The 24,452-nt window shown below is 70.8% G+C and carries 20 protein-coding genes and 1 pseudogene; 12 read left to right on the top strand and 9 right to left on the bottom strand.

Translation table 11 applies throughout. The features are described from left to right. Positions 1-20: 20 nt before the first annotated feature. Positions 21-1,214 carry a substrate-binding domain-containing protein gene (locus tag JYJ93_RS11555; RefSeq protein ID WP_206789572.1) on the bottom strand — a complete coding sequence of 398 codons (1,194 nt, stop codon included), beginning with the start codon at positions 1,212-1,214 and terminating at the stop codon, positions 21-23. 151 nt (positions 1,215-1,365) lie between these two features. Here JYJ93_RS11555 and JYJ93_RS11550 point away from each other — a divergent pair, with 151 nt between their 5' ends. Then, on the top strand, positions 1,366-2,202 hold the full coding sequence (locus JYJ93_RS11550; protein WP_242543771.1) for a hypothetical protein: 837 nt from the start codon (positions 1,366-1,368) through the stop codon (positions 2,200-2,202). A gap of 29 nt (positions 2,203-2,231) precedes the next feature. Here JYJ93_RS11550 and JYJ93_RS11545 read toward each other — a convergent pair whose 3' ends face one another. The 7 genes from JYJ93_RS11545 to JYJ93_RS11515 all read right to left on the bottom strand — a co-directional run bounded on the left by JYJ93_RS11545 (position 2,232) and on the right by JYJ93_RS11515 (position 8,827). Continuing rightward, on the bottom strand, positions 2,232-3,089 hold the full coding sequence (locus tag JYJ93_RS11545; RefSeq protein ID WP_206789568.1) for a WGR domain-containing protein: 858 nt from the start codon (positions 3,087-3,089) through the stop codon (positions 2,232-2,234). An 11-nt stretch (positions 3,090-3,100) separates the two neighbouring features. Then, positions 3,101-4,075, bottom strand: coding sequence for an NAD-dependent epimerase/dehydratase family protein (locus tag JYJ93_RS11540; RefSeq protein ID WP_206789566.1), 975 nt, complete (start codon positions 4,073-4,075; stop codon positions 3,101-3,103). A gap of 74 nt (positions 4,076-4,149) precedes the next feature. After that, the gene (locus tag JYJ93_RS11535; RefSeq protein WP_206789555.1) at positions 4,150-5,337 is read right to left on the bottom strand and encodes a GNAT family N-acetyltransferase; all 1,188 of its coding nucleotides are present in this window, start codon (positions 5,335-5,337) and stop codon (positions 4,150-4,152) included. An 80-nt stretch (positions 5,338-5,417) separates the two neighbouring features. Then, a complete protein-coding gene (locus tag JYJ93_RS11530; protein WP_206789553.1) occupies positions 5,418-6,623 on the bottom strand; it encodes a P1 family peptidase in 1,206 nt (401 codons plus the stop codon). An 11-nt stretch (positions 6,624-6,634) separates the two neighbouring features. Continuing rightward, positions 6,635-7,219, bottom strand: coding sequence for a DUF1629 domain-containing protein (locus tag JYJ93_RS11525; protein ID WP_206789545.1), 585 nt, complete (start codon positions 7,217-7,219; stop codon positions 6,635-6,637). Beyond that, positions 7,212-8,444 (bottom strand): AHH domain-containing protein, encoded by a 1,233-nt coding sequence (locus JYJ93_RS11520; RefSeq protein ID WP_206789544.1) that lies wholly within the window; start codon positions 8,442-8,444, stop codon positions 7,212-7,214. The genes JYJ93_RS11525 and JYJ93_RS11520 overlap by 8 nt, the downstream gene beginning before the upstream one ends. A 14-nt stretch (positions 8,445-8,458) precedes the next feature. Beyond that, positions 8,459-8,827: a hypothetical protein gene (locus JYJ93_RS11515; RefSeq protein WP_206789541.1), complete on the bottom strand. Its 369-nt coding sequence runs from the start codon at positions 8,825-8,827 to the stop codon at positions 8,459-8,461. 106 nt (positions 8,828-8,933) lie between these two features. Between JYJ93_RS11515 and JYJ93_RS11510 the strand changes: the two genes are divergently transcribed. Together JYJ93_RS11510 and JYJ93_RS11505 are read left to right on the top strand one after the other, a co-directional pair. Next, on the top strand, positions 8,934-9,506 hold the full coding sequence (locus JYJ93_RS11510) for a dihydrofolate reductase family protein (protein ID WP_206789539.1): 573 nt from the start codon (positions 8,934-8,936) through the stop codon (positions 9,504-9,506). 206 nt (positions 9,507-9,712) lie between these two features. Then, a complete protein-coding gene (locus JYJ93_RS11505; protein WP_206789531.1) occupies positions 9,713-11,338 on the top strand; it encodes a PAS domain-containing sensor histidine kinase in 1,626 nt (541 codons plus the stop codon). On the opposite strand, the gene JYJ93_RS11500 is transcribed toward JYJ93_RS11505, so the two are convergent. Next, a complete protein-coding gene (locus JYJ93_RS11500; RefSeq protein ID WP_242543770.1) occupies positions 11,280-12,842 on the bottom strand; it encodes a GspE/PulE family protein in 1,563 nt (520 codons plus the stop codon). The genes JYJ93_RS11505 and JYJ93_RS11500 overlap by 59 nt on opposite strands. Positions 12,843-12,901: 59 nt before the next feature. Here JYJ93_RS11500 and JYJ93_RS11495 point away from each other — a divergent pair, with 59 nt between their 5' ends. From JYJ93_RS11495 to JYJ93_RS11455, 9 genes and pseudogenes are all read left to right on the top strand, one after another. Beyond that, positions 12,902-13,093 (top strand): hypothetical protein, encoded by a 192-nt coding sequence (locus JYJ93_RS11495; RefSeq protein ID WP_206800717.1) that lies wholly within the window; start codon positions 12,902-12,904, stop codon positions 13,091-13,093. Continuing rightward, positions 13,090-16,044, top strand: coding sequence for an ATP-binding protein (locus tag JYJ93_RS11490; protein WP_206789527.1), 2,955 nt, complete (start codon positions 13,090-13,092; stop codon positions 16,042-16,044). The genes JYJ93_RS11495 and JYJ93_RS11490 overlap by 4 nt, the downstream gene beginning before the upstream one ends. Further along, entirely contained in the window at positions 16,041-17,426 is a 1,386-nt protein-coding gene (locus JYJ93_RS11485) for a sigma-54 dependent transcriptional regulator (protein WP_206789519.1), read from the top strand. The genes JYJ93_RS11490 and JYJ93_RS11485 overlap by 4 nt, the downstream gene beginning before the upstream one ends. Positions 17,427-17,575: 149 nt before the next feature. After that, positions 17,576-18,052 carry a hypothetical protein gene (locus tag JYJ93_RS11480; protein WP_206789517.1) on the top strand — a complete coding sequence of 159 codons (477 nt, stop codon included), beginning with the start codon at positions 17,576-17,578 and terminating at the stop codon, positions 18,050-18,052. Between the two features lie 44 nt (positions 18,053-18,096). Beyond that, positions 18,097-19,203, top strand: a complete 1,107-nt coding sequence (locus JYJ93_RS11475; RefSeq protein WP_206789516.1) for a serine hydrolase — start codon at positions 18,097-18,099, stop codon at positions 19,201-19,203. 160 nt (positions 19,204-19,363) lie between these two features. After that, complete coding sequence (locus tag JYJ93_RS11470; protein WP_206789513.1) at positions 19,364-20,467, top strand: porin; 1,104 nt, start codon at positions 19,364-19,366, stop codon at positions 20,465-20,467. Positions 20,468-20,478: 11 nt separating this feature from the next. Further along, the gene (gene acs / locus JYJ93_RS11465) at positions 20,479-22,443 is read left to right on the top strand and encodes an acetate--CoA ligase (RefSeq protein WP_206789511.1); all 1,965 of its coding nucleotides are present in this window, start codon (positions 20,479-20,481) and stop codon (positions 22,441-22,443) included. Between the two features lie 33 nt (positions 22,444-22,476). Beyond that, the gene (locus tag JYJ93_RS11460) at positions 22,477-22,755 is read left to right on the top strand and encodes a DUF485 domain-containing protein (protein ID WP_206789509.1); all 279 of its coding nucleotides are present in this window, start codon (positions 22,477-22,479) and stop codon (positions 22,753-22,755) included. A 31-nt stretch (positions 22,756-22,786) separates the two neighbouring features. Beyond that, a pseudogene (locus JYJ93_RS11455) lies at positions 22,787-24,373 on the top strand (sodium/solute symporter); the annotation flags it as partial. Positions 24,374-24,452 lie beyond the last annotated feature (79 nt).

Raw genomic sequence — 24,452 nt, 5'->3', positions numbered from 1 at the left:
GAGTGTCCACCTTGCGGCCCTCAGCGCCCCACGCCCATGCGCGTCCACAGGTCCAACAGCGTGCGCAACACGGACGCGTCAGGCACGTCCGCCGCGGGTGGCACGTCCACGCGGATGCCGTGCGCCGCCAGCCGCGTGAAGGGGTTGTTCGCGTCCGTCGTCTTCAGCGGCACGGACGGATCCGCCGGCCGGAAGCCGAACGCCAGCGCCCGGGCCTGCACCTCCGGGCTGCGCAGGAAGGCCACCCACTCCAGCGCCGCCTCGCGCTGCTCGGGCGTCACCCAGTCCGCCTGGAGCACCGCCGCCGGATGGTCGCTCCACAGCGTCACCGGAGGATAGTCCACCCGCAGCGGCCCCCACCGGCCCTGCGCGTGGTCCAACTGCGCGATGGCCAGGCTCTCGTACACCAGCGCCAGGTCGTAGCGGGACGGCCCGTAGCGCACCAGGTCCGTCATGAACGTGCCCGTGGACGGCTCGAAGCGCGTCACGCCCCGCTCCAGTCCCTGCAGCCACGCCTGATAGCCGGGGTCCAACAGGTCCCCTTCCTTCACGCCCTCGCGCCGGCCCAGGTACTCCAACGTCGCGGACAGGAGCGCCTGCAGGCCGGAGTTGGACTTCCGGGGGTCCGTGTGGCCCAGCTTCACGAAGCCCCACTCCGGCGGGCCGCCCACCGCGGGCCAGCCCCGGTCGCTCGCCACCGCGCGCTGGAGCGTCTTCCACGACAGGGCCGCGCCCCCGCCCGCCTTGCGCAACACCTCCATCCGGTCCTGCCAGCCCACGAAGACGAGCGGCGTGATCACCAGCGGCTGCGGCGCGGCGTCGCCCTGCGTGGCGAACAGCGGCCCGTGCGAGTCATCCGTCGCCCAATCCGCCGCGAGCATGCGCAACTGCGCGCTGTCCGCCGGGCTCCACACCGTGGGCTTCTCCCGCCCTTCCAGGATGGCCTGCGCCGCCTCCAGCGACCCCAGCCCCACCAGCGTCACCCGCACCCGCGGATGCGTCCGCTCGAACTCCGCGAGCGCCGCCTCCACCCACGCGCGCTTCTCCGTGCTGTAGAGGAACGTGATGTCCGTCACCCGCCGCCGCGACGGCAGGACGGTGGACTCCGGCTCCGGCAGCCCCTGGCGAGGCTCCGCCACCGGGGCCGCCAGCAGGTAGAACACCCCCAGCAGGGCGGCCAGCAGGCCAATGAGGAGGAGGACCCGGGGCTTCATGCTCCCCCTCGTACCCCGGGTCGCGGTCCCGGAAAGCCCCCTGGTGCTTTTGTCACAACCCTGTCACTCACGGCCTCTCCCCCGCCCGCTCCCCGTCCAGGGACCCACCCGTCAGTTTGTTTGTCCTCATAGGACTGGCAGAATGGGCCGGATGATGACACTGGCACGAAGCATCGCGCTCCTGGGACTGGGAGCGGTGTTCGGGGGCTGCGCGGCGAAGCAGGCCCCGCCCATCCAGCACTACGCGCTGGGCATGTCGCGGGCGGAGTATCGGGATTACACGGGGGCGAAAGCGAGCCCCTGCGACGCGGAGCCGCGCTGGTTCCAGGACGAGCTGACCGCGGTGAACGGCCTGATGGCCCGCTTCGTCAAGGAGACGGACCAGGCCCTGGACCCGAAGGCGCTGGAGCACGCGAAGCACCTGGGGCTGCTGGAGGAGGGCCTGCGCACGCTGCCTCCGGTGCTCAAGGTGCACGAGAACAACCTCCGGGCGCTGAAGGCCTGCGGCTTCCGGAGCACGGGCGCGTTCCCCGAGCTGGCCCGGCGCGGCGACGAACTGCTGACGGAGACGCGGGAGCGGATGGCGCTGGGGCCCAGGATTCAAGCGGCGGCAGCGCTGCGCGAGGCGCAGAAGCAGTGGCACGAGCAGGGCCCGGAGCGCGAGGCCAAGGCGCGCGACACGTGGTGCCCGAAGCCCGCCAAGGTGGGCCAGCCGGACCTCTACTTCGCGCGGCAGTCGCCGGAAGGCGGGCGCACCGAATACTTCTTCTGCGACGGCCACGTCGTGGAGAAGTCCGCCGACGCGGAGCCCACGCTGCTGAGCCCCGAGGGACTGTCGAAGTGGGAGCGCCGCCGGGTGCAGGCGAAGAAGTACCTGGACGCGGCGCAGTCCTATCCCCCGGAGGAGGTGGACCGTCAGCCCACGGCCGCCACCCTCCAGAAGGCCGCCGCGTCCGGCGGTGGCAGCGCGGCGGGAAGCGCCCCGTAGACCAGGGCGTGGCGCGCGGGCCTCCGCCGTCACGCCCCCAGCCGGGCGAGCCGCTTGGACAGGTGCGCGTCGCCGCCCGCGTCCACGCCGCCCACGAAGGCGGCCAGGGACTGGCCCACGCCGGACAGGTGGGCCTCCATGTGCGGCTTGAGCGCGGTCCAGCGCTTCGTCCAGGCGTCCTCGGAGCCGTCGCGCAGGTCGGGGCGCTCGGAGAGGAGCGCCGTCACGCGCAGCGCCAGCTCCGGGTCGTTGAGCGTCCGCGCGGCGGCCACGCCCGGCGGCACCGAGCCCGCGGGCGCGGCCTTCCACATCTCCGCCGCGCGCTGGAAGGCCGCCACGTCCACCTGGGACAGGAGCCCCAACGCGTGGCGCAGCGGCAGCCGTCCTTCCGCCTTGGGGCCCACCACGTGCGCCATCAGCGCGGCGAAGGGCGCGGCCAGGGCCGGGTGCGCCGCGGGGTCCACGCCGCCCAGGGCGCGCAGCGCGTGGCGGGCCTTGCGAGACAGCCGCGTCACCTTCCAGCTGGGCCCCTTGAGCTTCGACTGGAGCAGCGCCAGCGCGGACGCGGCGGCGCTCACCGCCTCGGGGCCGGGCGTGGCGGGGGCCACGCGGCGCGGCAGCACGAGCGCGGGAGGCGGCGGGGCGGCGGCCTTCGGGGGCGGCGCGGGCGGGGCCTCGCCGCTGCTCACCTCGGCGTAGCCCTCGCGGACCTTCTCCGCGACCTTCTTGTTGTACTCACGCAGGGCGGCTTCCTCGTCCGGGAAGGCCTTCTCCTTGCGCTGCCCCGCGGTGCCGATGCGGCCGTAGGTGACAATGAAGGTGGCGCCCTGGAGCTCTGGCATCCAGAACTTGGAGCTGTTGCCGTCGACGAATTCGAACCTGCGCATGGACGCGGAGGTTACTCCACCTTCGCGGCCAGTGAGCGCAATCCCTCGTCGCGAGACACGCCGCCGGTGTAGCCCAGCTCCAGCCGGGCCTTCTCGTCGCTCACCGTCACCTCCTGGCCCGCGAGCAGCAGCTCCGTGCGGGACAGGGGCGGCGTGCTCTTGAGGCCCAGCAGATCCCAGACGAAGTCGCTGACCACGGCCACCGTCGCGGCCAGCGCGGTGGGCATGGACCTGTCGCCGGGCTCCACGCCCTGCGTCTTCAAGAGCGCGGTGACGAAGGCGCGGAACTCCACGGGCGGGCCGTCGGTGAGGAAGTACGACTGACCGCCCTGCCCCTTCTCCGCGGCCAGCAGCAGACCCTCCACCACGTTGGCCACGTGGCAGGTGGACGTCAGGTAGTGCCCGCCGCCAATCCAGCGGAAGCGCCTGGACTTCACCGCGGCGACCAGCGTGGGCAGCAGGGTGGTGTCCCCCGGCCCCCAGACCATGCGGGGCCGCACGGCGACGGTGGTGAACTCCGGCGAGTTGACCTGGAGCACGAGCCGTTCGGCCTGGCCCTTGGTGGACGGGTACGGGCCCACGGGGCGCTCGGGCAGCGGGTGCGTTTCGTGGAGGTTCGCCATGGGGCCACCGTCCACCAGCACGGCCTCCGTGCTCACGTGCACGAAGCGCTTCACGCCGGCCGCGCGCGCCGCCTCCAGCACGGCCTCCGTGCCGCGCACGTTGGCCTCATAGAAGGCCGCGCGGGGGCCGGACATCTTCACGTGCGCCGCGGCGTGGAAGACGGTGTCGCAGCCCTCCATGCCCAGGCGCAGGCGCTCCGGATCGACGAGGTCGCCCTCCCACGGCTCGCCGCCCGCGGCCTGGATGGCCTGCGCGGCCTCCGGGGAGCGGGCCAGCGCGCGCGCCGGTTCCCCGCGCTTCGCGAGCGCCGCGAGCAGGTGCTTTCCGACGAACCCCGAGCCACCGGTGACGAACGCGCGCACGTGTGAAGCCTCCTCCGTCCGAGGACGCCGCTCCTACCACTCCCGGCGCGGGCCGGGTAGCCCACGCCGGTCCATCAGAACATGTCGCGCAGCGAGGGGGCGGGGCCCGAGAACAGGGCGCTGGCGGTGTCGAGCGACGCGTCGTCTCCCTCCAACATGCCGGCGAGCTGGAGCGCGCGGGGCGAGAGGAAGCCGGTGTAGAGCGGCGCCAGAGCGCGCACGTGCAGCTTGAGACGGCCCTCGCCGCCGGGCCGGACGCGGGCGGTGCCGCCCTCCACCTCCAGCACGAAGCGCCCGGTGTTCTCCGGCAGGAGGTCGTCCTCCACGTCCAGGTGGAGCGCGCCGGACAGGCCGGGAGCGAAGCCGCGCGCCTCCAGGGCGCGGGGGACGTCCAACAGGCGCGTCATCCAGTGCATGGAGAGCTTCACCTGGTAGGTCTGTTCGCGCAGCAGCGCGAGGAGCGGCTCGTCCGCGCCGCCGAACCACATCACGTCCCGCGCCAGCGAGCGGTGGTCACCCAGGAAGCGCAGGAGCCGTCGCGCGGCGGCGGGCGTGGTGGCGACGAGGTCCGTGAGCTTGACGACCTGCGTGGGCACGGCGCCCTGGGGCGAGAGGCTCCGCACGAGGTACACGTAGCCCTCCACGCCGGATGCGCCCTCCACGACGTAGCCGTAGGCGGTGTCGTTGCGGGGCGTGCGCACGCGCCGCCAGATGTAGTCGCCCCGGTCCAGCCAGCCGTGGTGCCGGGCGGCGAAGCGCCGGTAGCACGCCTCCACCGCCGCGTCGTCGGACGGGCGCATGGGGCGCAGGGACAGCGAGCGTTCCCCCAGCTCCAGCGAGGCCGCTTCGACGTGGATTTCGTAGCGAGCGCCGGAGACCTCGTAGCCCACGCGCCGGTAGAGCGGCTGGGTCGCGGGGTAGAGGACAGAGAGGGGGGCGCCTTCGTCGCGCATCTCGCGCAGGAAGTGATGGAAGAGGCGCGTGGCGGCGCCGGCGCCCCGGTGCGCGGGAGCGACGCCCACGCCGCCCACGCCGATGAGGGGCACCGAGCGTCCGCCCAGGAACTGCCCCATCCGGATGAGGGTGAGCGTGGCGGCCACGTCACCGCTCACGCGAAGGATGCGCAGCGAGGACTCGGAGAAGTTCTTGCGCACCACGGTCTCGGAGTCCGCGAGCGGCATGGCGAACGCCTGCGTGGTGATGTCCGCGATGGCGGCCAGTTCCTGCTCATTCCTCGGCGGTCCGTAGTCGTCCGTCTCCATCCCGCATCCCCTTGCGTTGCGTCAGGCGGCGCAGCATGGCGCAGCGGATGGAGCGCGGGGAAGGCCGGACGGATCCGCTGTCACTTCGTGGGCTTCGGGGCGGGCGTCAGGCGGCCGTACTTCCGCAGGGCCTTCACCAGGCGGTCGGGTGGCAGGCCATGGACGCGGACGCTCTGGAAGCCGGTCATCGTGTCGGAGGCGAGCATGGAGTTGAGGATGGCCTCCTGGGTGGCCTGCACGGTGGCTTCGAAGAGAGGGGTCATCCGCTCGTTGTCGAGCATGGAGACCGGAGCGACCGCCGTGGCGCTCACGGGCTGCGTGGAGAACGCGAGGAAGATGTCGCCGGAGGCGTTCTCCCCCAGGCCGCCCATCTTCCCCATCGCGAGCGGCACGCGCCGGGCCACGCGGTCGAGCTGGTGCGGCAGGAGCGGCGCGTCGGTGGCCACGACGATGATGATGGAGCCCATGCCTTCCGGGGGCGGCGGACCGGCGCTGGCGCGCTTCGAACATGGGGGAAGGTGGGCGCGATAGGGGCCCTTGGGCGGGGCGTCTCCGAAGTAGCAGGAGCGCAGGTCGGGAATCTCTTCCCCCACGGGAGCGCCCGCGACGGAGAAGAGGCGGCGGCTGCCGTAGTTGCACTGCACGAGCACGCCGAGGGTGTAGCCGCCCTGCTCCGCCTGGAGCTTGCGGGAGGCCGTGCCGATGCCGCCCTTGAAGCCATGGCAGATCATGCCCGTGCCGCCGCCCACGGAGCCCTCGGTGACGGGGCCCGGGCGTGCGGCGTCGAGCGCCTGCATCGCGTGCTGGGGCTGGACGTGGAAGCCATCGATGTCGTGCAGGAAGCCGTCCCAGGTCTCCGCGACGACGGGCAGGCCCAGCTCCCAGGTGAGGTCGCGCTTCTGGGCCCAGGAGATGACGCCCTCGTGCACGGCGCCCACGGCGTGGGTGTCGCTGATCATCACGGGGCCGGAGAGCAGGCCGGACTCCTTCACCCAATGGGTGCCGGTCATCTCACCGCTGCCGTTGAGAGCATGGGTGGCCGCGAAGACAGGCCGAGCCACGGCCTCGCGGCCCCGGGGCAGCACGGCGGTGACGCCCGTCCGCACCTGCGCGCCGGTGTTCAGCGTGACGTGGCCCACTTCAACGCCCTTCACGTCGGTGATGGCATTGAGCGCACCCGGCTGTCCGCCGAAGGGGATGCCCAGGTCACTGGACCGGGGACGCGCGGTGCTCGTGATGGGCAGGAGGCACAGCAGGCCCAGGAGGACAGCGGGACGAAGTTCCATGGGCAGGGGTTCTACACTTCGACGAACTGTCCTCCCACGATGCCGGTCTGTTCCAGGGCGGCCTTGAGTTCTCCATCGACGATGAGCGCGGAGCGCCATCCCCAGAGACGGAACACGCGTTCGTCAGCCACTTTCGACTTGTCGATGCGCAATCCGCCGATAGCCCGATACTGTCCTACCTTCGCGGGCTGACCGTCTTCAGGTCGCCAGAACTGGACTTCTTCAGTCGCCACTTCATCAACGCAGCGGACCGTGCGCGCCGCGACCAGAAGGAAATAGGGCTCGCTCTGGCCCTCGACCTGCACCGGAAAGAGCTGCACGTCGTTGGGAGCAAGCATCCGAAACACCTCGGCCGTCCTGGCGTTGAGCACAGGCGTGAGCCCTAGACCCGCGGACGTGAAGTCCAGGGGCTTCCCAGGACGGGAAATCGGAATACGCAAGAGCCCCGGGTCGGGAATGGCCACCCCATCACTGAATACCCAGGGGTCATCCAATGGCTGACCGTCAGCATGGGTCGGCGTCTTGAAATACCAGCGTCCCGGTACATACACGTCGATGAGCAGGTCGAAGAACCGTCGTTCCTTCACGTCAGGCATCGGGATCCCTGGTGATGAGCTTTCGCATGCGGGTTCCAGCGGTCGTCAGTTCTTTCGCGATGGCTGACAGGACGTCCACCAGCGCAACCCGGCACTGCGCGACGCCTCTGCATTTCGACATGGCATCGTTGAGCCGGGCGAGCACCTCTTGATGATACTCCGCAGGATGCGGCCCTCGATGTCCGTTGATTCGCACCAGGTTCGCGCTGTCGTTGAGGCTCATCCCCGCCTGCTCGAAAAACAGTTCGAAGAGGGGCGTCCAGGGGCCACCCGACTGCGCCGACACCTCGTTCTTGTCCGTGCAGATGTGATGAACATCTCCCTCCGGGTCGCCCTGGATTCCGCCGCCTCCAGGCCCCATGGCGACGGCCGCCACTGCGGTGGGCGCCAACGTGACGTTGAGCACTCCCGCTGACGACACGGAGATGGACCGCACCTCCCCGGCCAGTGCGCGCGACAGTTGGAACCCACCCTCCACCTCCGCCCTCAGCGCCGCCTGCGGGAAGCCCGGCATCCGAGGCCCCTGCGCCGCCATCGCGTTCCTGCCACCGAGCGCTGTCATCGCGACGATGACCAGCACCCGGGCCCCGTTGGCCCCCAGCACGCGCCCGAAGCGATGCCCCGCCTCCTTCAGCGCAGCCTCATCCCTGGCGTCCCGTGACTCGTCCATGAGCCGCAAGAACGCCTGTCCCAGGTTCCACACGGGCCCCGTGCCCAGGTACGCGATGAGCGATGCCGTCAGTACCACCGCGACCAGCTTGGTGATGGGCTCCGGCGCGACAAGCATCACCATCGCGGTGCCAATCATCGCCGTGACCATGGTCCGCAGCGCGACAGGGTCCATCAACTCCTCCACTGCGTCCGCCACGCCTTCCCAGACCGTATCGAGCGCGAAGGAGAGCGCCATGCGCCGCCGCGCCATCGGGTCCAGGGGAAAGTCGCCGCTCAAGCGGAGCACCTGCCGGCCTTGAGCACCCGCGACGATGCCTCCCACCGACGCAAGCAAGGAGCGCCGGTCGGAATCCCGGACCGCGACGTCCAGCTTCAGCTCAAGCACGAGTTGAGTGACCGCGTTCTTGAACGCCTCTTCGTCAATCCGGACCGGCTTCGTTTCTACCGGCGTATAGGCGATGGGCCGGCCCCGCCCCGTGTCGAGGTTCACCACCCGCGTCGTCGCGCAGCCCGCTGTCAACCACAGCAGCACGAACACTGCCCAGAGCTTCATGTGCCCTCCACGGCTCACGGATCCGACGAGACCACCCGCTCCGGCTCCAGCACCTCCCGCGTCCGCGCCCCACGCTCGATGTAGCCCGCACCGCCTTTCAACTCCCGGCCGTCCTCCAGCACGGCGATGAGGCGATACGACGACTCACCCCGGACGGGATAGGTCAGGGCCACGGTGTCCCCCTTGCCCATGGCGCGGTAGAGGACCTGGCCGTGGTCGTGCTCGATGCGCACCTCGCGCACGGCCTGGCCGGTGCGGTTCTCCACGCGCACTTCAATCCCCGCTCGCGCGGGCCCCGTGTCGTGCAACCACAGCGCGACCCCGGCGATGAGCGTCAGGGCCGAGCCCAGCACCATTCCCCCCAGCATCCACAGGATCCGCATGGCACTCCCTCTTCCGTGATTGCCGTGCAGACAACCGGCGCTGCCTTTCTAACAGGTGCGTCCGCCCACCCGGTGCTAAGCCCTGACAACAGGAGGAAGCACGCCCATGCGGAAACTGACCTATTACGTCGCCACCTCGCTCGATGGCTTCATCGCCTCGCCCACCGGCGCGTACGACTACTTCAGCACGGAGCAGGACTACTTCGACGCCATCGCCGCCGAGTACCCGGAGACGCTCCCCGGCGGCTACCGCGCCTTCAAGGGCATCACCGGCCCGGGCAAGCACTTCGACACCGTGCTGGAGGGCCGCAACACCTATCAGGTCGGCCTGGACGCGGGCGTCACCAACGCGTACCCGCACCTGGAGCACTACGTCTTCTCCCGCACCCTCACGAAGAGCCCCGACCCCGGCGTCAAGCTCTCCAGCACGCCGCTCGCCACCGTGCGCGAACTCAAGGCGCGTGACGGACTGGGCATCTGGCTGTGCGGCGGCGGCGCGCTCGCGGCCGAGCTGCTTCCTGAAATCGATGCGCTGATCATCAAGCTCAACCCCGTCATCGTGGGCCAGGGCATCCGCCTCCTCGACGCGGGCTATGCGCCCCACCGCCTGCGCCTCACGGGGACGCGCACGCTCGACTGCGGCGTCGTCTTCCTGAGCTACGACCACCTCAAGCCCTAGTCCGCTCCGTCGCGCCCCACGCGGGCACCCGGGGCCTCATTGGACCTGGGGCCAATGCGGACCCGGAAAACCGGCCGTTCTCCACACGGGGTGTGAGCTTCCGTTCCGCTCGGAGGCATGGTGTGCCAGCAGGGTTGGATGGTGGATGGATCCACCCTGTCGTTCCTCACCGCTGTTCCCGCACCGTGCGTTACGCTGGAGTGTCTATGAGAAGTCCCCTGGACGACAGCCAGCCGCCCTCGTCCGCCAGCGGTGGCGACATCGCCTACGCGACTCCCAGCGCGGCCCGAGACATGGGCGCGCAGCTGCGCCTGTTCATCGACAGCGTGAAGGACTACGCCATCCTGACGTTGGATCCGGCGGGCAACATCATGAGCTGGAACACCGGCGCCGAACGCATCAAGGGCTACCGGCCCGAGGAGATCCTCGGCCAGCACCTCAGCCGCTTCTACACGCCCGAGGACATCGACCAGGGCAAGCCCCAGCAGGACCTGGACACCGTCAACCGCGAGGGCCGCCTCGAGGAGGAAGGCTGGCGCGTCCGCAAGGACCACAGCCTCTTCTGGGCCAACGTCGTCATCACCGCGATGCGCGACTCCCAGGACCAGCTCGTGGGCTACGGCCAGGTGACGCGCGACTTCACCGAGCGAAAGCTCGCCCAGGAGCAGCTGCTGCAGAGCGAGGAGCGCTTCCGCCTGCTCGTCGAGCACATCCAGGACTACGCCATCTACATGCTCGACGCGGACGGCCGCGTCTCCACCTGGAATGCCGGCGCCGAGCGCTTCAAGCAGTACAAGGCCGAGGAGATCATCGGCCAGCACTTCAGCCGCTTCTTCCCGCCGGAGGACGTGGCCCGGGGCAAGCCCTGGTACGCCCTCCAGGTGGCCACCCGGGAAGGCCACTTCGAGGAGGAGGCGTGGCGCATCCGCAAGGACGGCAGCCTCTTCTGGGCCAGCGTCGTCATCACCGCGCTGCACGACCCGACAGGAAAGCTCCGGGGCTTCGCCAAGGTGACGCGCGACATCACCCAGCGGAAGCAGAACCAGGAGCGGCGCGAGCTGGAGATGCTCCGCGACGCCGTGCGCGCCCGCGATGAGTTCCTCTCCGTCGCCTCGCATGAGCTGAAGACGCCGCTCACCCCGCTCCAGCTCAAGCTCACGTCCCTGCTGCGCACCGTGGAGAACAACCCCTCCGTCACCCTGCCCGTGGAGCGCATCGCCCGCGACCTGGAGGTGGCCCGCCGGCAGGTGCGCAAGCTGTCGGACCTCATCGAGGACCTGCTGGACGTGTCGCGCATCAGCATGGGCCAGCTGCGGCTGGACCGGGCGCCCATGGACCTGGCCTCGCTCGTGCGGGAGGTGGTGGCCCGCTACGCGCCCCAGTCCGCGCAGGTCGGCTGCGTCGTCACGCTGGAGGCCGCCACGCCCATCGAGGGCCACTGGGACCGGGCCCGGATGGATCAGGTCATCACCAACCTGCTCACCAACGCGCTCAAGTACGGCGCGGGAAAGCCCATCCACGTCCGGGTCCGCATGGACGCCGGGCTGGCCGTGCTGAACGTGAAGGACGAAGGCATCGGCATCCGGCTGGAAGATCAGCCTCGTGTCTTCGACCGTTTCGTGCGCGCCGTCTCCGAGCGCAACTACGGCGGCCTGGGGCTGGGGCTCTTCATCACGCAGCAGATCGTCGAGGCCCACGGCGGCATCGTGCAGGTGCGCAGCACCCTCGGCGAAGGCTCGACCTTCACCGTGATGCTGCCCCCGGGGCCGGACATCACCCCGGAGCCTGACGCTCCTCCCGAGCCGGGAGCTGGCGCTCCTCCCGAGCCATGAGGATGTAGCGGTAGGGCACCACGCGCGTCAGCTCGTGCAGCGTGGTGACCCCGGCCGCGACCTTCGCCAGCGCGTCCTCCACCAGCGTGCGGAAGCCTCGCGCCCGGGCGTGCCGGCGCAGCTGGACGCCCGGCGCCCCGGTGGCGATGAGCAGTTGCAGCTCCGGGTCCACCACCAGGAGCTCGAAGAGGCCCACGCGCCCCTTGAAGCCGGTGTGGCGGCACGCCTCGCAGCCCTGCCCCGCCCGGGGCTGCACGCCCTCCAGGAGCGGCCCCAGCAGCGCCAGCTGATCCGCCGTGGGCGTGGTGGGCGCGGAGCACTCCGGGCAGATGCGCCGCACCAGCCGCTGCGCCAGCACCGCGAGCAGCGCCTCCGCGATGTCGCCGTCCTCCAGCTTCAACCCGCGCAGGCGGCTCACCGCGCCAATGGCATCCGCCGTGTGCAGCGTGCCCAGCACCACGTGCCCGGTGGACGCCGCCATCAGCGCGGTGCTGCCCGTCTCCAGGTCGCGAATCTCCCCCACCAGCATCACGTTGGGGTCCTGCCGCAGCAGCGCGCGCAGCAGCGTCAGGTGCGGCATCTGCGGCGACACCTGCTTCTGGTTCACCTTGGGGACCACGTACTCGATCGGGTCCTCCGCCGTGATGATCTTCTTGCGCCCGTCGTTGAGCCGCGCCAGCGCCGCGTACAGCGTCGTCGTCTTCCCGCTGCCGGTGGGGCCCGTCACCAGCACCAGCCCCTCCGGGTTGCCCAAGAGCCGCAGCACCGTGGCCTGCAGCTCCGGCGTCATCCCCAACTTCTCCACCGGCACCAGGCCCACCGTGGCGTCGAGCAGGCGGATGACCACGTCCTCGCCCGCGGGCGAGGGCACCACGCTCACGCGGAAGTCCACGAACTTCCGCCCCGCCGCCCCTTCGTAGAGCGCCCGCAGGCGGCCGTCCTGGGGCCGCCGCTTCTCCGCGATGTCCAGCCCCGCCAGCACCTTGATGCGGCTCACCACCTCCGGCAGCGAGTCCGGGGAGATGTCCGTGTACGTCTGGTGGAGGATGCCGTCGACGCGGTAGCGCAGGTCCACGTCGTCCGTGTAGCTCTCCAGGTGGATGTCGGACGCGTTCTGCGTCACCGCCACCGCGAGCACGTGGTTCACCAGCTCCACCGCCGTGGGCCGTGGGGACAGCGCCGCGCCGGCCTTCAGCACCACGTCCACCGTCGCGTGCTCCCCCGCGCCGAAGCCCACCTCCAGGGCCGAGTCGATTTCGTAGCGGTTGAGCCGCACCGGGCGCACCGGCCGGCGCAGGAAGTCCGCGATGCGGTAGCGCACGGACTCATCCTCCGGGTCCAGCATCGCCACCGTCACGGGCTCCGTGTCCTGGGCCGTGTCCACCCGGCCCATCACCGCGACGCCCAGGCGGCGGCAGAAGGACTCGGGGAGCAGGCGCAGCGATTCGCGGTCGAGCGTGAACTGGGGCAGTTCGGAGAACGGAGGAACATCCGGGGGAGCCATGGCCCGCCGGCTTATCACGGCCCCCCTCGCGCCCGGCCGGGGCTGCTATCCTCCCCGGCATGTCGCGGCCTCCCGCGGACCCTCCCGCCATGCCGTCGCTGCTGGTGTTCGCCGTGGCGGTGCTGCTGTTCGGCTCGCCGCTGCGCCGGCTGTGGCTGGCCGAAGGGGCCCCCGCCGCGCTCCCCTTCCTCGTGTGGCTGGGCGTCATCGCCCTGGGCGGGTGGGTGGCGCACCGGAGCCTGCGCCCATGACGCTGGGGCCAGGCCCGCTCGTCATCGCCTCCGTGGCCTACCTGGGCGCGCTGTTCCTGGTGGCCTACGCGGCGGAGAAAGGCCGCATCTCCCCGCGCATCACCCAGCACCCGCTGACGTACGCGCTGGCCCTGGGCGTGTATGCCACGTCCTGGTCCTACTTCGGCAGCGTGGGCTACGCGGCCCGCCATGGCTTCCGCTACCTGGGCATCTACCTGGGCCTCACGCTCGCGTGTCTGCTCGCCCCGGTGCTGTGGCGCCCGCTCCTGCGGCTGACGCGCGAGTTGCAGCTCACCTCGCTCGCGGACCTGCTCGCCTTCCGCTACCCCGGCCAGGTGACGGGCACGGCGGTGACGCTGTTCGCGCTGGCGGGCAGCCTGCCCTACTTGGCGCTCCAGATTCGCGCCGTCGTGGAGTCCGCGCGCCTGTTGAGCCCCGCGGCGGCCCCGGCGCTGGTGGGCCCCGGCTTCTGCGGCGTGCTCATCGTCTTCTCGCTCCTCTTCGGCGCCCGCCACCCCGCCCCGCGCGAGCGGCACGAAGGGCTGATGCTGGCCATCGCCTTCGAGTCTGGCGTGAAGCTGCTGGCGCTGCTCATCGTCGCGGGCTGGTGCGTGGTGTCCGTCTTCGGCGGCCTGGGCGGGCTCAATGACTGGCTCACCCTCCACCCCGAGGCGGTGGAGGCGCTCCAGCGCCCCGCGCGCGACGCGTCCTGGGCGCCGCTCCTGGTGCTCTCCACCATCGCCGCGTTCCTCACGCCCCGGCAGTACCACGTGGCCTTCACGGAGGCGCCCGAGCGCGACGGGCTGGCCACCGTCGCGTGGGCCTTCCCGCTGTTGATGCTGCTCATCAACGTGGCGGTGCCCGTGCTGCTGTGGTCCGGAGAGGCGCTGGGCCTGCCCTGGCCCGCGGACTTCCACGTCCTCTCCGTGCCCATCTCGAAGGGCGCCCCGATGCTGGCGCTCATCGCCTTCCTGGGCGGCGTGTCCGCGGCGAGCGCCATGGTCATCGTCACCACGCTCGCGCTCGCGCCCATGTGCCTGACGCACCTGGTGCTGCCCCTGGGCACCGCGCGCGGCCGGGAGGACCTCTACGGATGGCTGCTGTGGGCCCGGCGCGTGCTCATCGCCGCCATCATCCTCGCGGGCTACGGCTTCTACCGGCTGCTGGACACGCGGACGACGGGGCTCGTGGACCTGGGGCTCGTGTCCTTCGTGGCCACCGCGCAGTTCGCGCCGGGCGTGCTGGGGCTCCTGACGTGGCCCAAGGCCACGCGCGCGGGGCTGCTCGCGGGGCTCCTCGCGGGCGGCACGACGTGGGCCCTCACGCTGCTGGCCCCGCTGTGGGAGCCGCCCTCGCTGGTGGCGTGGACCAACCAGCTCTCCGTGAAGCTGGGCTTCGGCGCGGAGGAGCCCTGGGGCTTCGCCACCTTCACCTCGCTGGCCCTCAACGCGCTGTGCTTCGTGGCGGTGTCGCTCCTCACGCGCCAGTCCGTGGAGGAGAAGGAGGCCGCGCGGGTGTGCACGCGTCAGGCGCCGGGGCTCGCGACGGGCAGCGTGGCGGCCAGCTCCCCGGACGAGTTCCGCCGGCAGCTGGAGCCCGTGCTGGGCGCGCAGGTGGCCGCCGCGGAGGTGGACCGCGCGCGCGAGGCGCTGGCGCTGTCCCCCGACGAGCGCCGCCCCGCGGAGCTGCGCCGCCTGCGCGACGGCGTGGAGCGAAACCTCTCCGGGCTCATCGGTCCGGTGCTGGCGCGGCTCGCGGTGGGCGAAGCGCTGCGGTTGGACCCCAGCGCGCGCACGGCCCTGGCGGATCAACTGCGCTTCGTGGAGGAGCGGCTGCGCGACGCACGCGACATGCGCGGCCCCTTGCGCGAACTGGAGGTCGTGCGCCGCTACCTCTACCGCATCCTGGAGGACCTGCCCCTGGGTGTCTGCGCCATGGGCCCGGACGGCGAGGTCGTCCTCTGGAACGCCGCGCTGGAGGCGCTGTCGGGCGTGCCCATGGACTCCGCGCGGGGCGTGCCGCTCGCGCGCCTGCCGGAGCCCTGGGGGTCGCTGTTCGCGGAGCTCGCGCGGGCCCCTGGCGGCGACGACGAGGCGCGCGTGACGGTGAATGGCAAGCAGCGCTCGCTGCGCCTGCACCGCTCGCGGCTCGCGCCCTCGGACGACGCCAGCGGTCAGGAGACGGGCATCACGTTCCTGGTGGAGGACTGGACGGAGCGCAAGGCGGTGGACGCGCGGCTCGCGCACCAGGACCGGCTCGCGTCGCTGGGCCGGGTGGCCGCGGGCGTGGCGCATGAGATTGGCAATCCACTGACCGCCATCGCCAGCATCAGCCAGAACCTCAAGTACGAGCTGGAGGACCCGGAGGCCGTGCGCGAGCGGGTGGGGCTCATCCTCCAGCAGTGCCGCCGCATCGACGCCATCGTCCGGGCGCTCGTGGGCTTCGGCCACTCGGGCACGGTGGGCGGCGAGTCCCGGCCCTTCACGCGCGTGGCGGTGGGCCCGCTGCTCGCGGAGGCCGCGCAGCTGGCCCGGCTGTCGCGCAAGGCGCGTGACGTCGCGTGCACGCACCAGAGCCCGGACGGGCTGGACGTGCTCGGCGACGCGCAGCGGCTGGAGCAGGTGCTGGTGAACCTCTTGACCAACGCCATCGACGCGTCGCCCGCGGGCTCGCGCGTGGAGCTGTTGGCGGAAGCCTCGGGAGACCAGGTGCGCATCCAGGTGGAGGACCGGGGGCACGGCATCGCCCCGGAGCTGTCGCAACGCATCTTCGAGCCGTTCTTCACCACCAAGCAGCCCGGCGAAGGCACCGGCCTGGGCCTCCCGCTGGTGGAGGGCATCGTGCGCGAGCACGGCGGCACGCTGCGCATCGAGCCCCGCCAGGACGGCGGCACCCGCGTGACGCTGCGCCTGCCCCGCGCGGACACGCTGAAGCAGGAGGCCTCCGCTTGAGCCGCATCCTGGTCATCGAGGACGAACCCATCATCCGCACGGAGCTGCGACGGCTGCTCACCCGCGCGGGACATGACGTGGCGGAAGCGGGCGCCGTGCCAGAGGCCGCGGCCGAGCACGCGCTGGACGCCTTCGACCTGGTCATCTCCGATTTGCGCCTGCCCGGGCCGCCGGGCACGGACATCATCGCGCTGTGTCCGGGCGTGCCGGTGCTCATCATGACCAGCTTCGCCACGGTGAAGTCCGCCGTGGACGCGATGAAGCTGGGCGCGGTGGACTACATCGCGAAGCCCTTCGACCACGACGAGCTGCTGCTCCAGGTGGAGCGCGTGCTGCGCGAAGGCCGCCTCACCCGCCAGAACGCCGCCCTCAAGCGCGAGGTGGAGCAGACCTGGTCCCCCGGCGGCATGGTGGGCAACGCCCCCGCCATGCGCGACGTGTTCGAGCGCGTGCGCAAGGTGGCCCCCTCCGCCGCCACCGTGCTGGTGCTGGGCGAGTCCGGCACCGGCAAGGAGTTGGTCGCCCGCGCCGTCCACGCGCAGAGCCCGCGCGCGGAGGGGCCCCTCATCGCGGTCAACTGCGCCGCCATCCCCGAGGGCCTGCTGGAGAGCGAGCTGTTCGGCCACGAGAAGGGCGCCTTCACCGGCGCGCAGGCCGCGCACGCGGGGCTCGTGGAGGCCGCGCACGGTGGCACCCTCTTCCTGGATGAGATTGGGGAGTTGCCCGCGCCCGCGCAGGCCCGCCTGCTGCGCATGCTCCAGGACGGCGAGGTGCGGCGGGTGGGCGCCACGCGCTCGCGCAAGGTGGACGTGCGCATCCTCGCGGCCACGCACCGCGACCTGCCCCGCCGCGTGCAGGAGGGGCTGTTCCGCCAGGACCTCTACTTCCGCCTGCGCGTCGTGGAGATCCGCCTGCCGCCCCTGCGCGAGCGCGGCGAAGATGTCCCCGCGCTGGCCAGGCACCTGCTGGAGCGGGCCAGCCGCCGCATCGGGCGCCCGCCCGCGTCGCTGTCTCCTGACGCGCTGGCCGCCATCGCGCAGCACCCGTGGCCGGGCAACGTGCGCGAGCTGGAGAACGCCATCGAGCGCGCGGTCATCCTCGCGGACGGGCCGCTCATCACCGCCGACCTGCTGGCGCTGGAGCCGCCGGGCGGGCCGGGCGCGGACGGCCATCCCCCCGCGCTGGAGGAGACGGACTTCCCGCCCGTCCCGGCCAGCGAGGACCCGCGCTCGCCGGACTCCATGGAGGAGTACTTCCGCCGCTTCGTGCTGGAGCACCAGGAGCGCATGGGCGAGACGGAGCTGGCGCGCCGGCTGGGCATCAGCCGCAAGACGCTCTGGGAGAAGCGCCAGCGGTTGGGCATCCCTCGCACCCGCGCCTGAAGGCTTCGACACGTCGTCGACGCGTCGAAACCCGTCGAAAGCCCCGGCTCCCGCCGCGCTCCAGAGGGAAGAGCCCTGGGCACGGCGGTTGCTCATGGGTCCTGGCATCCACCGGACGCAAACCCCCGGTGGCCCAGGAGAACACGCCCATGTGCAACCACAACAGCCTCGGACCGGATGGCCAGCCCAAGTCGGGTTACGACACCCGCCTGAACCCCGACCTGACCCGCAGCGCCGCGAAGAGTGCCGCGCCCATGTCGACGGAGCGGACCGCCAACTGCTGCGTCGTCAACCAGTGGGGCGGGACCATCACCAACGTGGTGCTGCGCCACCGCTACAGCAACAACCCCAGCTACCAGCAGGAGGGCAACTGGCCCTCGCTCGCGGAGAACGCCACCAGCTCGTCGTTCCAGGCCATCTACTGGACCGGCGCCACGGGCCACGACTACTGGTGGATCCAGTTCGAGGATGACAACGGGAAGATCTGGTCGTGCAAGCAGAACTTCTACTGCACGCTGACGTCCTCCGACGCGAACACCACCGTCTACTTCTTCGTCAACGGGTCCTCCGAGGAGCTGCAGATCCAGATGATCAGCGGCGGCTGCGACACGGTCCTGTCGGACTAGCGGCCCTAAGGCACCGCCGCCATCCCTTCCTCTGGATCCATTCCATGACTCTTCCAGCGCAGGACCCCGCGCGACTGAAGCAGCTCGTCGCGGCGGCCATGAAGGACTACCTGGGCTCGCAGACGGAGATTGGCGTGTCGGCGGCGGTGTCCGTCGGCGACGTGCGCGCCAGCTACGTCGCGGGCCTGTCGGACCGCGCCGCCCGGCGGCCGGTGTCCGAGGACACGCTGTTCCTCATCTGCTCCGTGCAGAAGGTCTTCACCAACACGCTCGCCGCCGCGCGCATCGTGGAGGGGAAGATGGCGCTGACGGATCAGATCACCCGCTTCCTCCCGGGAGAGGTCCGCCAGCAGGGCACCGTCATCCGGCAGGTGACGCCCCAGGCGCTGGGCACCATGACGGCGGGCATGCCCGGCGCCAACGTGCCGGGCCAGCCGGCGGGCGCGCTGTACCGGGGAGAGGTGCCACCTCCGGAGATGTTCGACTTCTGGACGCGCTTCAACCCGGAGACGCGCGTGGGCACGCACTACAGCTACTCCAACGTGAGCGAGGTGACGCAGGGCTTCACCACCACCCTGGCCGCGCGGCGCGGCTACCCGGAGCTGTTCGCCACGGACCTCCAGGAGCCGTTCGCCATGCGTGACACGCGCGTGGACCTCACCGGCATCCCCCCCGAACGCATCGCCCAGGGCTACACCCCCAAGGGCAAGCCACTGGGCTACCGGGGCGTGGGCTTCAACTCCACCGCGTCGGACATGCTGCGCTTCCTGGAGGGCAACCTCTTCCGCGTGCCCACCATGCCGCTGCTCACCTACCGCGCGATGAAGCTCGCGCACACGCCGCACTTCGAAATCTCCGCGCGTCAGTCCATTGGCCTGGGCTGGTACATCACCGACGCGGGCGGCGGCGTGAAGGTGCTGAGCAAGGCCGGCGGCAATGGCGGCTTCGTGGCGTGGGTGGGCTTCCTGCCCGGACACGCCGCGGCGGTGGTGCTACTCACCAACGGCCACCCGACCACGGGCGTCAAGCTGCCCGCCATGGGCCGGCGCATCCTCCTGGAGGCCGCGGGGCTCAAAGCGCCCATCCCTCCACCGGACGCGGAGGGCGACGCGGACGCGGGCATCGCCCCCGACGACGGCGCGGAAGCCTGAGCCGGTGTGACTCCGGTGTTACGACGCGCTGCACGAATCGTTACGGGGGGTAACGCCCTGTCACCTTCCGCCACATCCTGACGCGGCGAGCCAACCCCCAAGGTCCTGAAACCCGGAGCGCACGCGGGTGGAACGGGCGTTGCTCAGGGGATGGGGACCCATGCGGCCCCTCCCCCCTCTCCTGTCGCGGTTGTTGGTGCTCACGGCCCTGCTGACCGCGTTGCCGGCGGCGGCGGGGAAGATTCAATTGGGCGAGGACGCGGTCCTCAACGTGGACGTGCTGCTGCATCCGCAGATGCAGCTCATCAAGGACGGCGCGCCCACGGGCGGCGTGGGGACGGACTTCTTCCTGCGCCGCGTGCGGCTGCTCCTCTTCGGCAACATCACGAAGAAGCTGTCGTTCTTCATCGACACGGACCAGCCGAACTTCGGCAAGAACGGCGACTACAGCGTCGCCTTCTTCATCCAGGACGCCACGGTCGCGTACGAGTTCGCCGACAAGACGTGGGTGGAGGCGGGCTTCATCCTCGCGCCGCTGTCGCACCACGCGCTGCAGGGCGCCATCGCGCTCCAGACGGTGGACTACCACTCCGACCTCATCCGCTACCCGCCAGGCGTGGGCAAGGTGTGGCGCGACATGGGCGTGCAGGTGCGCGGCTTCGCGGGCCCGTGGACGTACCGCGCCGCCATCCTCAACGGCGTGGAGGGCGCGAAGCTGGAGAACGGCCAGACGGTCAACGCGGACGACCTGCCGCGCGTCGTGGGCCACGCCCGCTACAACGTCTGGGGCCACGAATACGACCAGTTCCTGCGCGGCATCTACTTCACGGAACAGCCGCTGCTGTCCTTCGGCGTGGGCGCGGACTACCAGTACGGCGCCATCGCCACCGCCTCCGGCATCCACGACGCGGTGGCCCTGGCGGCGGACGTGTTCCTGGACCTCCCCATCGGGGACAACCAGGAGTTCGTCTTCCAGAGCAACGTCTTCTCCTGGCAGCAGGGCTTCGACAACGCGCGCAGCGGCACCGGGTTCTTCGTGGAGCTGGGCTACCGCATCGGCATCGTCGAGCCCGTCTTCTCCAGCGAGTACTTCAACGGGCGCGTGGCCCAGACGGACCTGCTCACGTTCAAGCCCGGCCTCAACCTCTGGTTCCAGAAGCACACCTTCAACCTGAAGACGGAGCTGGCTGTGTCACGCGCGGGAGACATCGCCCACGCGACCACGGGCATCACCGGCACCGCCCAGCTCCAGCTCTTCTACTGAGGACTCCCGCCATGGCCACCGACACGGATTCGCTCTTCCAGCCCAAGGAAGCCTTCCGCCGCACCGCGCACGTGAAGAGCCTGGAGGAGTACCAGCGCCTCTACCGCCAGAGCCTGGACGCCCCGGACGCCTTCTGGGGCGAGCAGGCGAAGCAGCTCACCTGGTTCCACCCGCCGGAGTCCATCCGCGAGGTGAACGAACAGGCCGCCGACTTCGCCTGGTTCGTGGGCGGCAAGCTCAACGTGACGGTCAACTGCGTGGACCGCCACGCGAAGGCGCACCCGGACAAGGCCGCCATCCTCTGGGCGAAGAACACGCCCGGCGAGTACGAGACCGTCACCTTCCGCGACCTCGCGCACCACGTGAACCGCCTGGCCAACGTGCTCAAGGCGCACGGCGTGCGGAAGGGCGACCGCGTCATCGTCTACCTGCCCATGATTCCGGAGCTGGTGTCCTCGCTGCTGGCGTGCGCGCGCATCGGCGCGGTGCACTCGGTGGTGTTCGCGGGCTTCTCCGCGGACTCGCTGCGCGAGCGCGTGCTGGACTCCGGCGCGAAGGTCGTCATCACCGCCAATGAAGGCCCGCGCGGCCCCAAGAGCGTGGCCACCAAGGCCATCACCGACGAGGCCCTGGAGGGGCTGTCCCAGGTGACGTCCGTGCTCGTCGCGCGCCGCACGCCCAGGGACGTGCCCATGCGCGAGGGGCGCGACCACTGGCTGGACGTGGAGGTCCAGAAGCAGCGCGGCGTCTGCCCCGCGGAGTGGATGGACGCGGAGGATCCGCTCTTCATCCTCTACACCTCCGGCTCCACCGGGAAGCCCAAGGGCGTGCTGCATACGACGGGCGGCTACCTCGTCTACGCGAACACGACGTTCCGCTACATCTTCGACACGCAGCCGGACGACGTGCACTTCTGCACCGCGGACGTGGGCTGGGTGACGGGCCACTCGTATCTCGTGTACGGCCCGCTCTCCACCGGCACCACCACCGTCCTCTTCGAGTCCACGCCGACGTGGCCGGACGCGAGCCGCCTCTGGCAGGTGGTGGACGACCTGAAGGCCACCACGCTCTACACCGCGCCCACCGCGCTGCGTTCGCTGATCAAAGAAGGCGACGCGTTCGTGAAGAAGTCCTCGCGCAAGTCGCTGCGCCTGTTGGGCAGCGTGGGCGAGCCCATCAACCCGGAGGTCTGGCGCTGGTTCCACGACGTGGTGGGCGAGGGCCGCTGCCCCGTGGTGGACACCTGGTGGCAGACGGAGACGGGCGGCATCCTCATCGCGCCGCTGCCCGGCGCGACGCCCGCCAAGCCCGGCAGCGCCACCCTGCCCTTCTTCGGCGTGGAGCCGGTGCTGGTGGATGAAGAGGGCCGGAAGCTGGAAGGCAACGGCGTCAGCGGCAACCTGTGCCTCGCGCGCTCGTGGCCGGGCCAGGCGCGCACGCTGTACGGGCACCACTCGCGCTTCGTGGAGACGTACTACGCGCGCTTCCTGCCGCTGTACTTCACCGGCGACGGCTGCCGCCGCGACGAGGACGGCTACTACTGGATCACCGGCCGCGTGGACGACGTGCTCAATGTGTCCGGCCACCGCCTGGGCACCGCGGAGGTGGAGAGCGCGCTCGTCGCCCACGAGGCCGTCGCCGAGGCCGCCGTGGTGGGCTTCCCGCACGACCTGAAGGGCACGGGCGTGTGCGCCTTCGTCACGGTGAAGCCGGACTTCGTGCGCACGCCGGACGAGAAGATGGTGGGCAGCCTGCGCGAACAGGTGCGGCACGTGATTGGCCCCATCGCCACGCCGGACCGGGTGGTGCTGGTGTCGGGCCTGCCCAAGACGCGCTCCGGGAAGATTCTTCGCCGCATGCTCCGGAAGATCGCCGGTGGCGAGACGGAGAACCTGGGTGACGCGAGCACGCTCGCGGACCCCGCCGTGCTGGATGAGCTGCTCACCAAGGGCCTGCCTCCGGGCCCGCGCCGCTGAAGTCCCTTTCACGCTTCGCAAGGAGGAAAACCGATGCACGGCAATTCCAAGGACGAGGCGTTGAAGGCGCTCGCCGCCAGGCGCTGGCGCGTGGCCGGCGCGCTGACGGTGGCGATGATGGTGGCCTACCTGGGCTTCATCCTGCTGGTGGCCTTCAACCGGCCGCTGATGGGGCACCAGCTCGTGCCGGGGCTGTCCGTCGGCATCGTGCTGGGGGCGCTCACCATCCTCTTCGCCTGGGTGCTGACGGGCGTCTACATGAGCTGGGCCAACAAGAAGTACGACAGCGCGCTCGACGAGCTGCGCCGCTGAGAGGCCAACCATGAATCCCACGACCGCGGGCACGCAGCTTGGCCAGCCCAACACCACGGCCATCGTCTTCTTCCTTCTCTTCGTCAGCATCACGCTGGCCATCACGTACTGGGCGGCGCGCAAGACGAAGACGACGTCGGAGTTCTTCGCCGCCGGTGGCGGCATCAGCGCGGGGCAGAACGGCTTCGCGCTCGCCGGCGATTTCATGAGCGCCGCCAGCTTCCTGGGCATCGCGGGGCTCGTGGCCACGTCCGGCTTCGACGGGCTCATCTACTCCGTGGGCTGGCTGGTGGGCTGGCCCGTGGTGACCTTCCTCATCGCGGAGCCCCTGCGCAACCTGGGCAAGTACACGTTCGCGGACGTGGTGGCCTACCGCCTGAAGCAGACCCCGGTGCGGCTGTCCGCCGCGGTGGGCACGCTCACCGTCGTCGTCTTCTATCTGATTGCCCAGATGGTGGGCGCGGGCAACCTCATCCGCCTGCTCTTCGGCCTCTCCTATGAGACGGCCGTCGTCATCGTGGGCGCGGTGATGATCCTCTACGTGCTCTTCGGCGGGATGATCGCCACCACGTGGGTGCAGATCGTGAAGGCGGTGCTGCTCCTGGGCGGCGCGACGGCGCTGGCCATCTCGGTGCTGTGGCGATTCGGCTTCAGCCCGGCGGCGCTCTTCAGCGAGGCGGCGAACCGCTACGGGCCGGAGGCGCTGGCGCCGGGCAAGCTGGTGTCCAACCCGCTGGAGACCCTCTCCCTGGGCCTGGCGCTGATGTTCGGCACGGCGGGCCTGCCGCACATCCTGATGCGCTTCTACACGGTGCCCAACGCGAAGGCGGCGCGCACCAGCGTCTTCTACGCCACGGGCCTCATCGGCTTCTTCTACCTGGTGACGTTCATCCTGGGCTTCGGCGCGTCCGTGCTGGTGGGCCGTCAGGCCATCGTGAGCGTGGACAAGGGCGGCAACATGGCGGCGCCCATGCTGGCGGAGGTGGTGGGCGGCACGGGCTTCTTGGGCTTCATCTCCGCGGTGTCCTTCGCCACCATCCTCGCGGTGGTGGCGGGCCTGACGCTGTCGGGCGCGGCGGCGCTGTCCCATGACCTGTGGTCCAGCGTGGTGCGCAAGGGGCACGCCCCGGAGTCGGAGCAACTCAAGGTGGCGCGCATCGCCAGCCTGGCGCTGGGCATCCTGGCCATCATCCTGGGCGTCGTCTTCAAGAACCAGAACGTGGCCTTCATGGTGGGCCTGGCGTTCGCCATCGCGGCGAGCGCGAACTTCCCCGCGCTGCTCTTGTCCATGCTGTGGAGGGGCTTCACCACCCAGGGCGCGGTGGCCAGCATGCTCACCGGCTCCATCAGCGCGGTGCTGCTCATCTTCCTGTCGCCCACGGTGCAGGTGGAGCTGCTCGGCAACGCGTCCGCCCTCTTCCCGCTGAAGAACCCGGGCATCGTCACCATCCCGCTGTCCTTCATCGTGGGCTGGGTGGTGTCGCTGCTGGCGCCGGAGACGGAGGCGGCGGCGCGGTTCGCGGAGGTGGAGCACCGCATGCACGTGGGCGCGGCGGTGACGCCGCCTCCGGTGACGGTGCCCACGGGCGTGGCGGGCACGCTGCCCCAGAAGGTTTGAAAGCTGCTCGGCGGTCCTTCACGGCATCTTCCTCGGCGTGAAGGACAGGGCGGAACCCGGGAGTTTCCAAAGGGGCTCG

The organism is Corallococcus sp. NCSPR001, assembly GCF_017309135.1.
Taxonomy (GTDB): domain Bacteria; phylum Myxococcota; class Myxococcia; order Myxococcales; family Myxococcaceae; genus Corallococcus.
The sequence above is the reverse complement of the archived record's forward strand: the minus strand, read 5'-3'. Positions and strand labels throughout refer to the sequence as shown.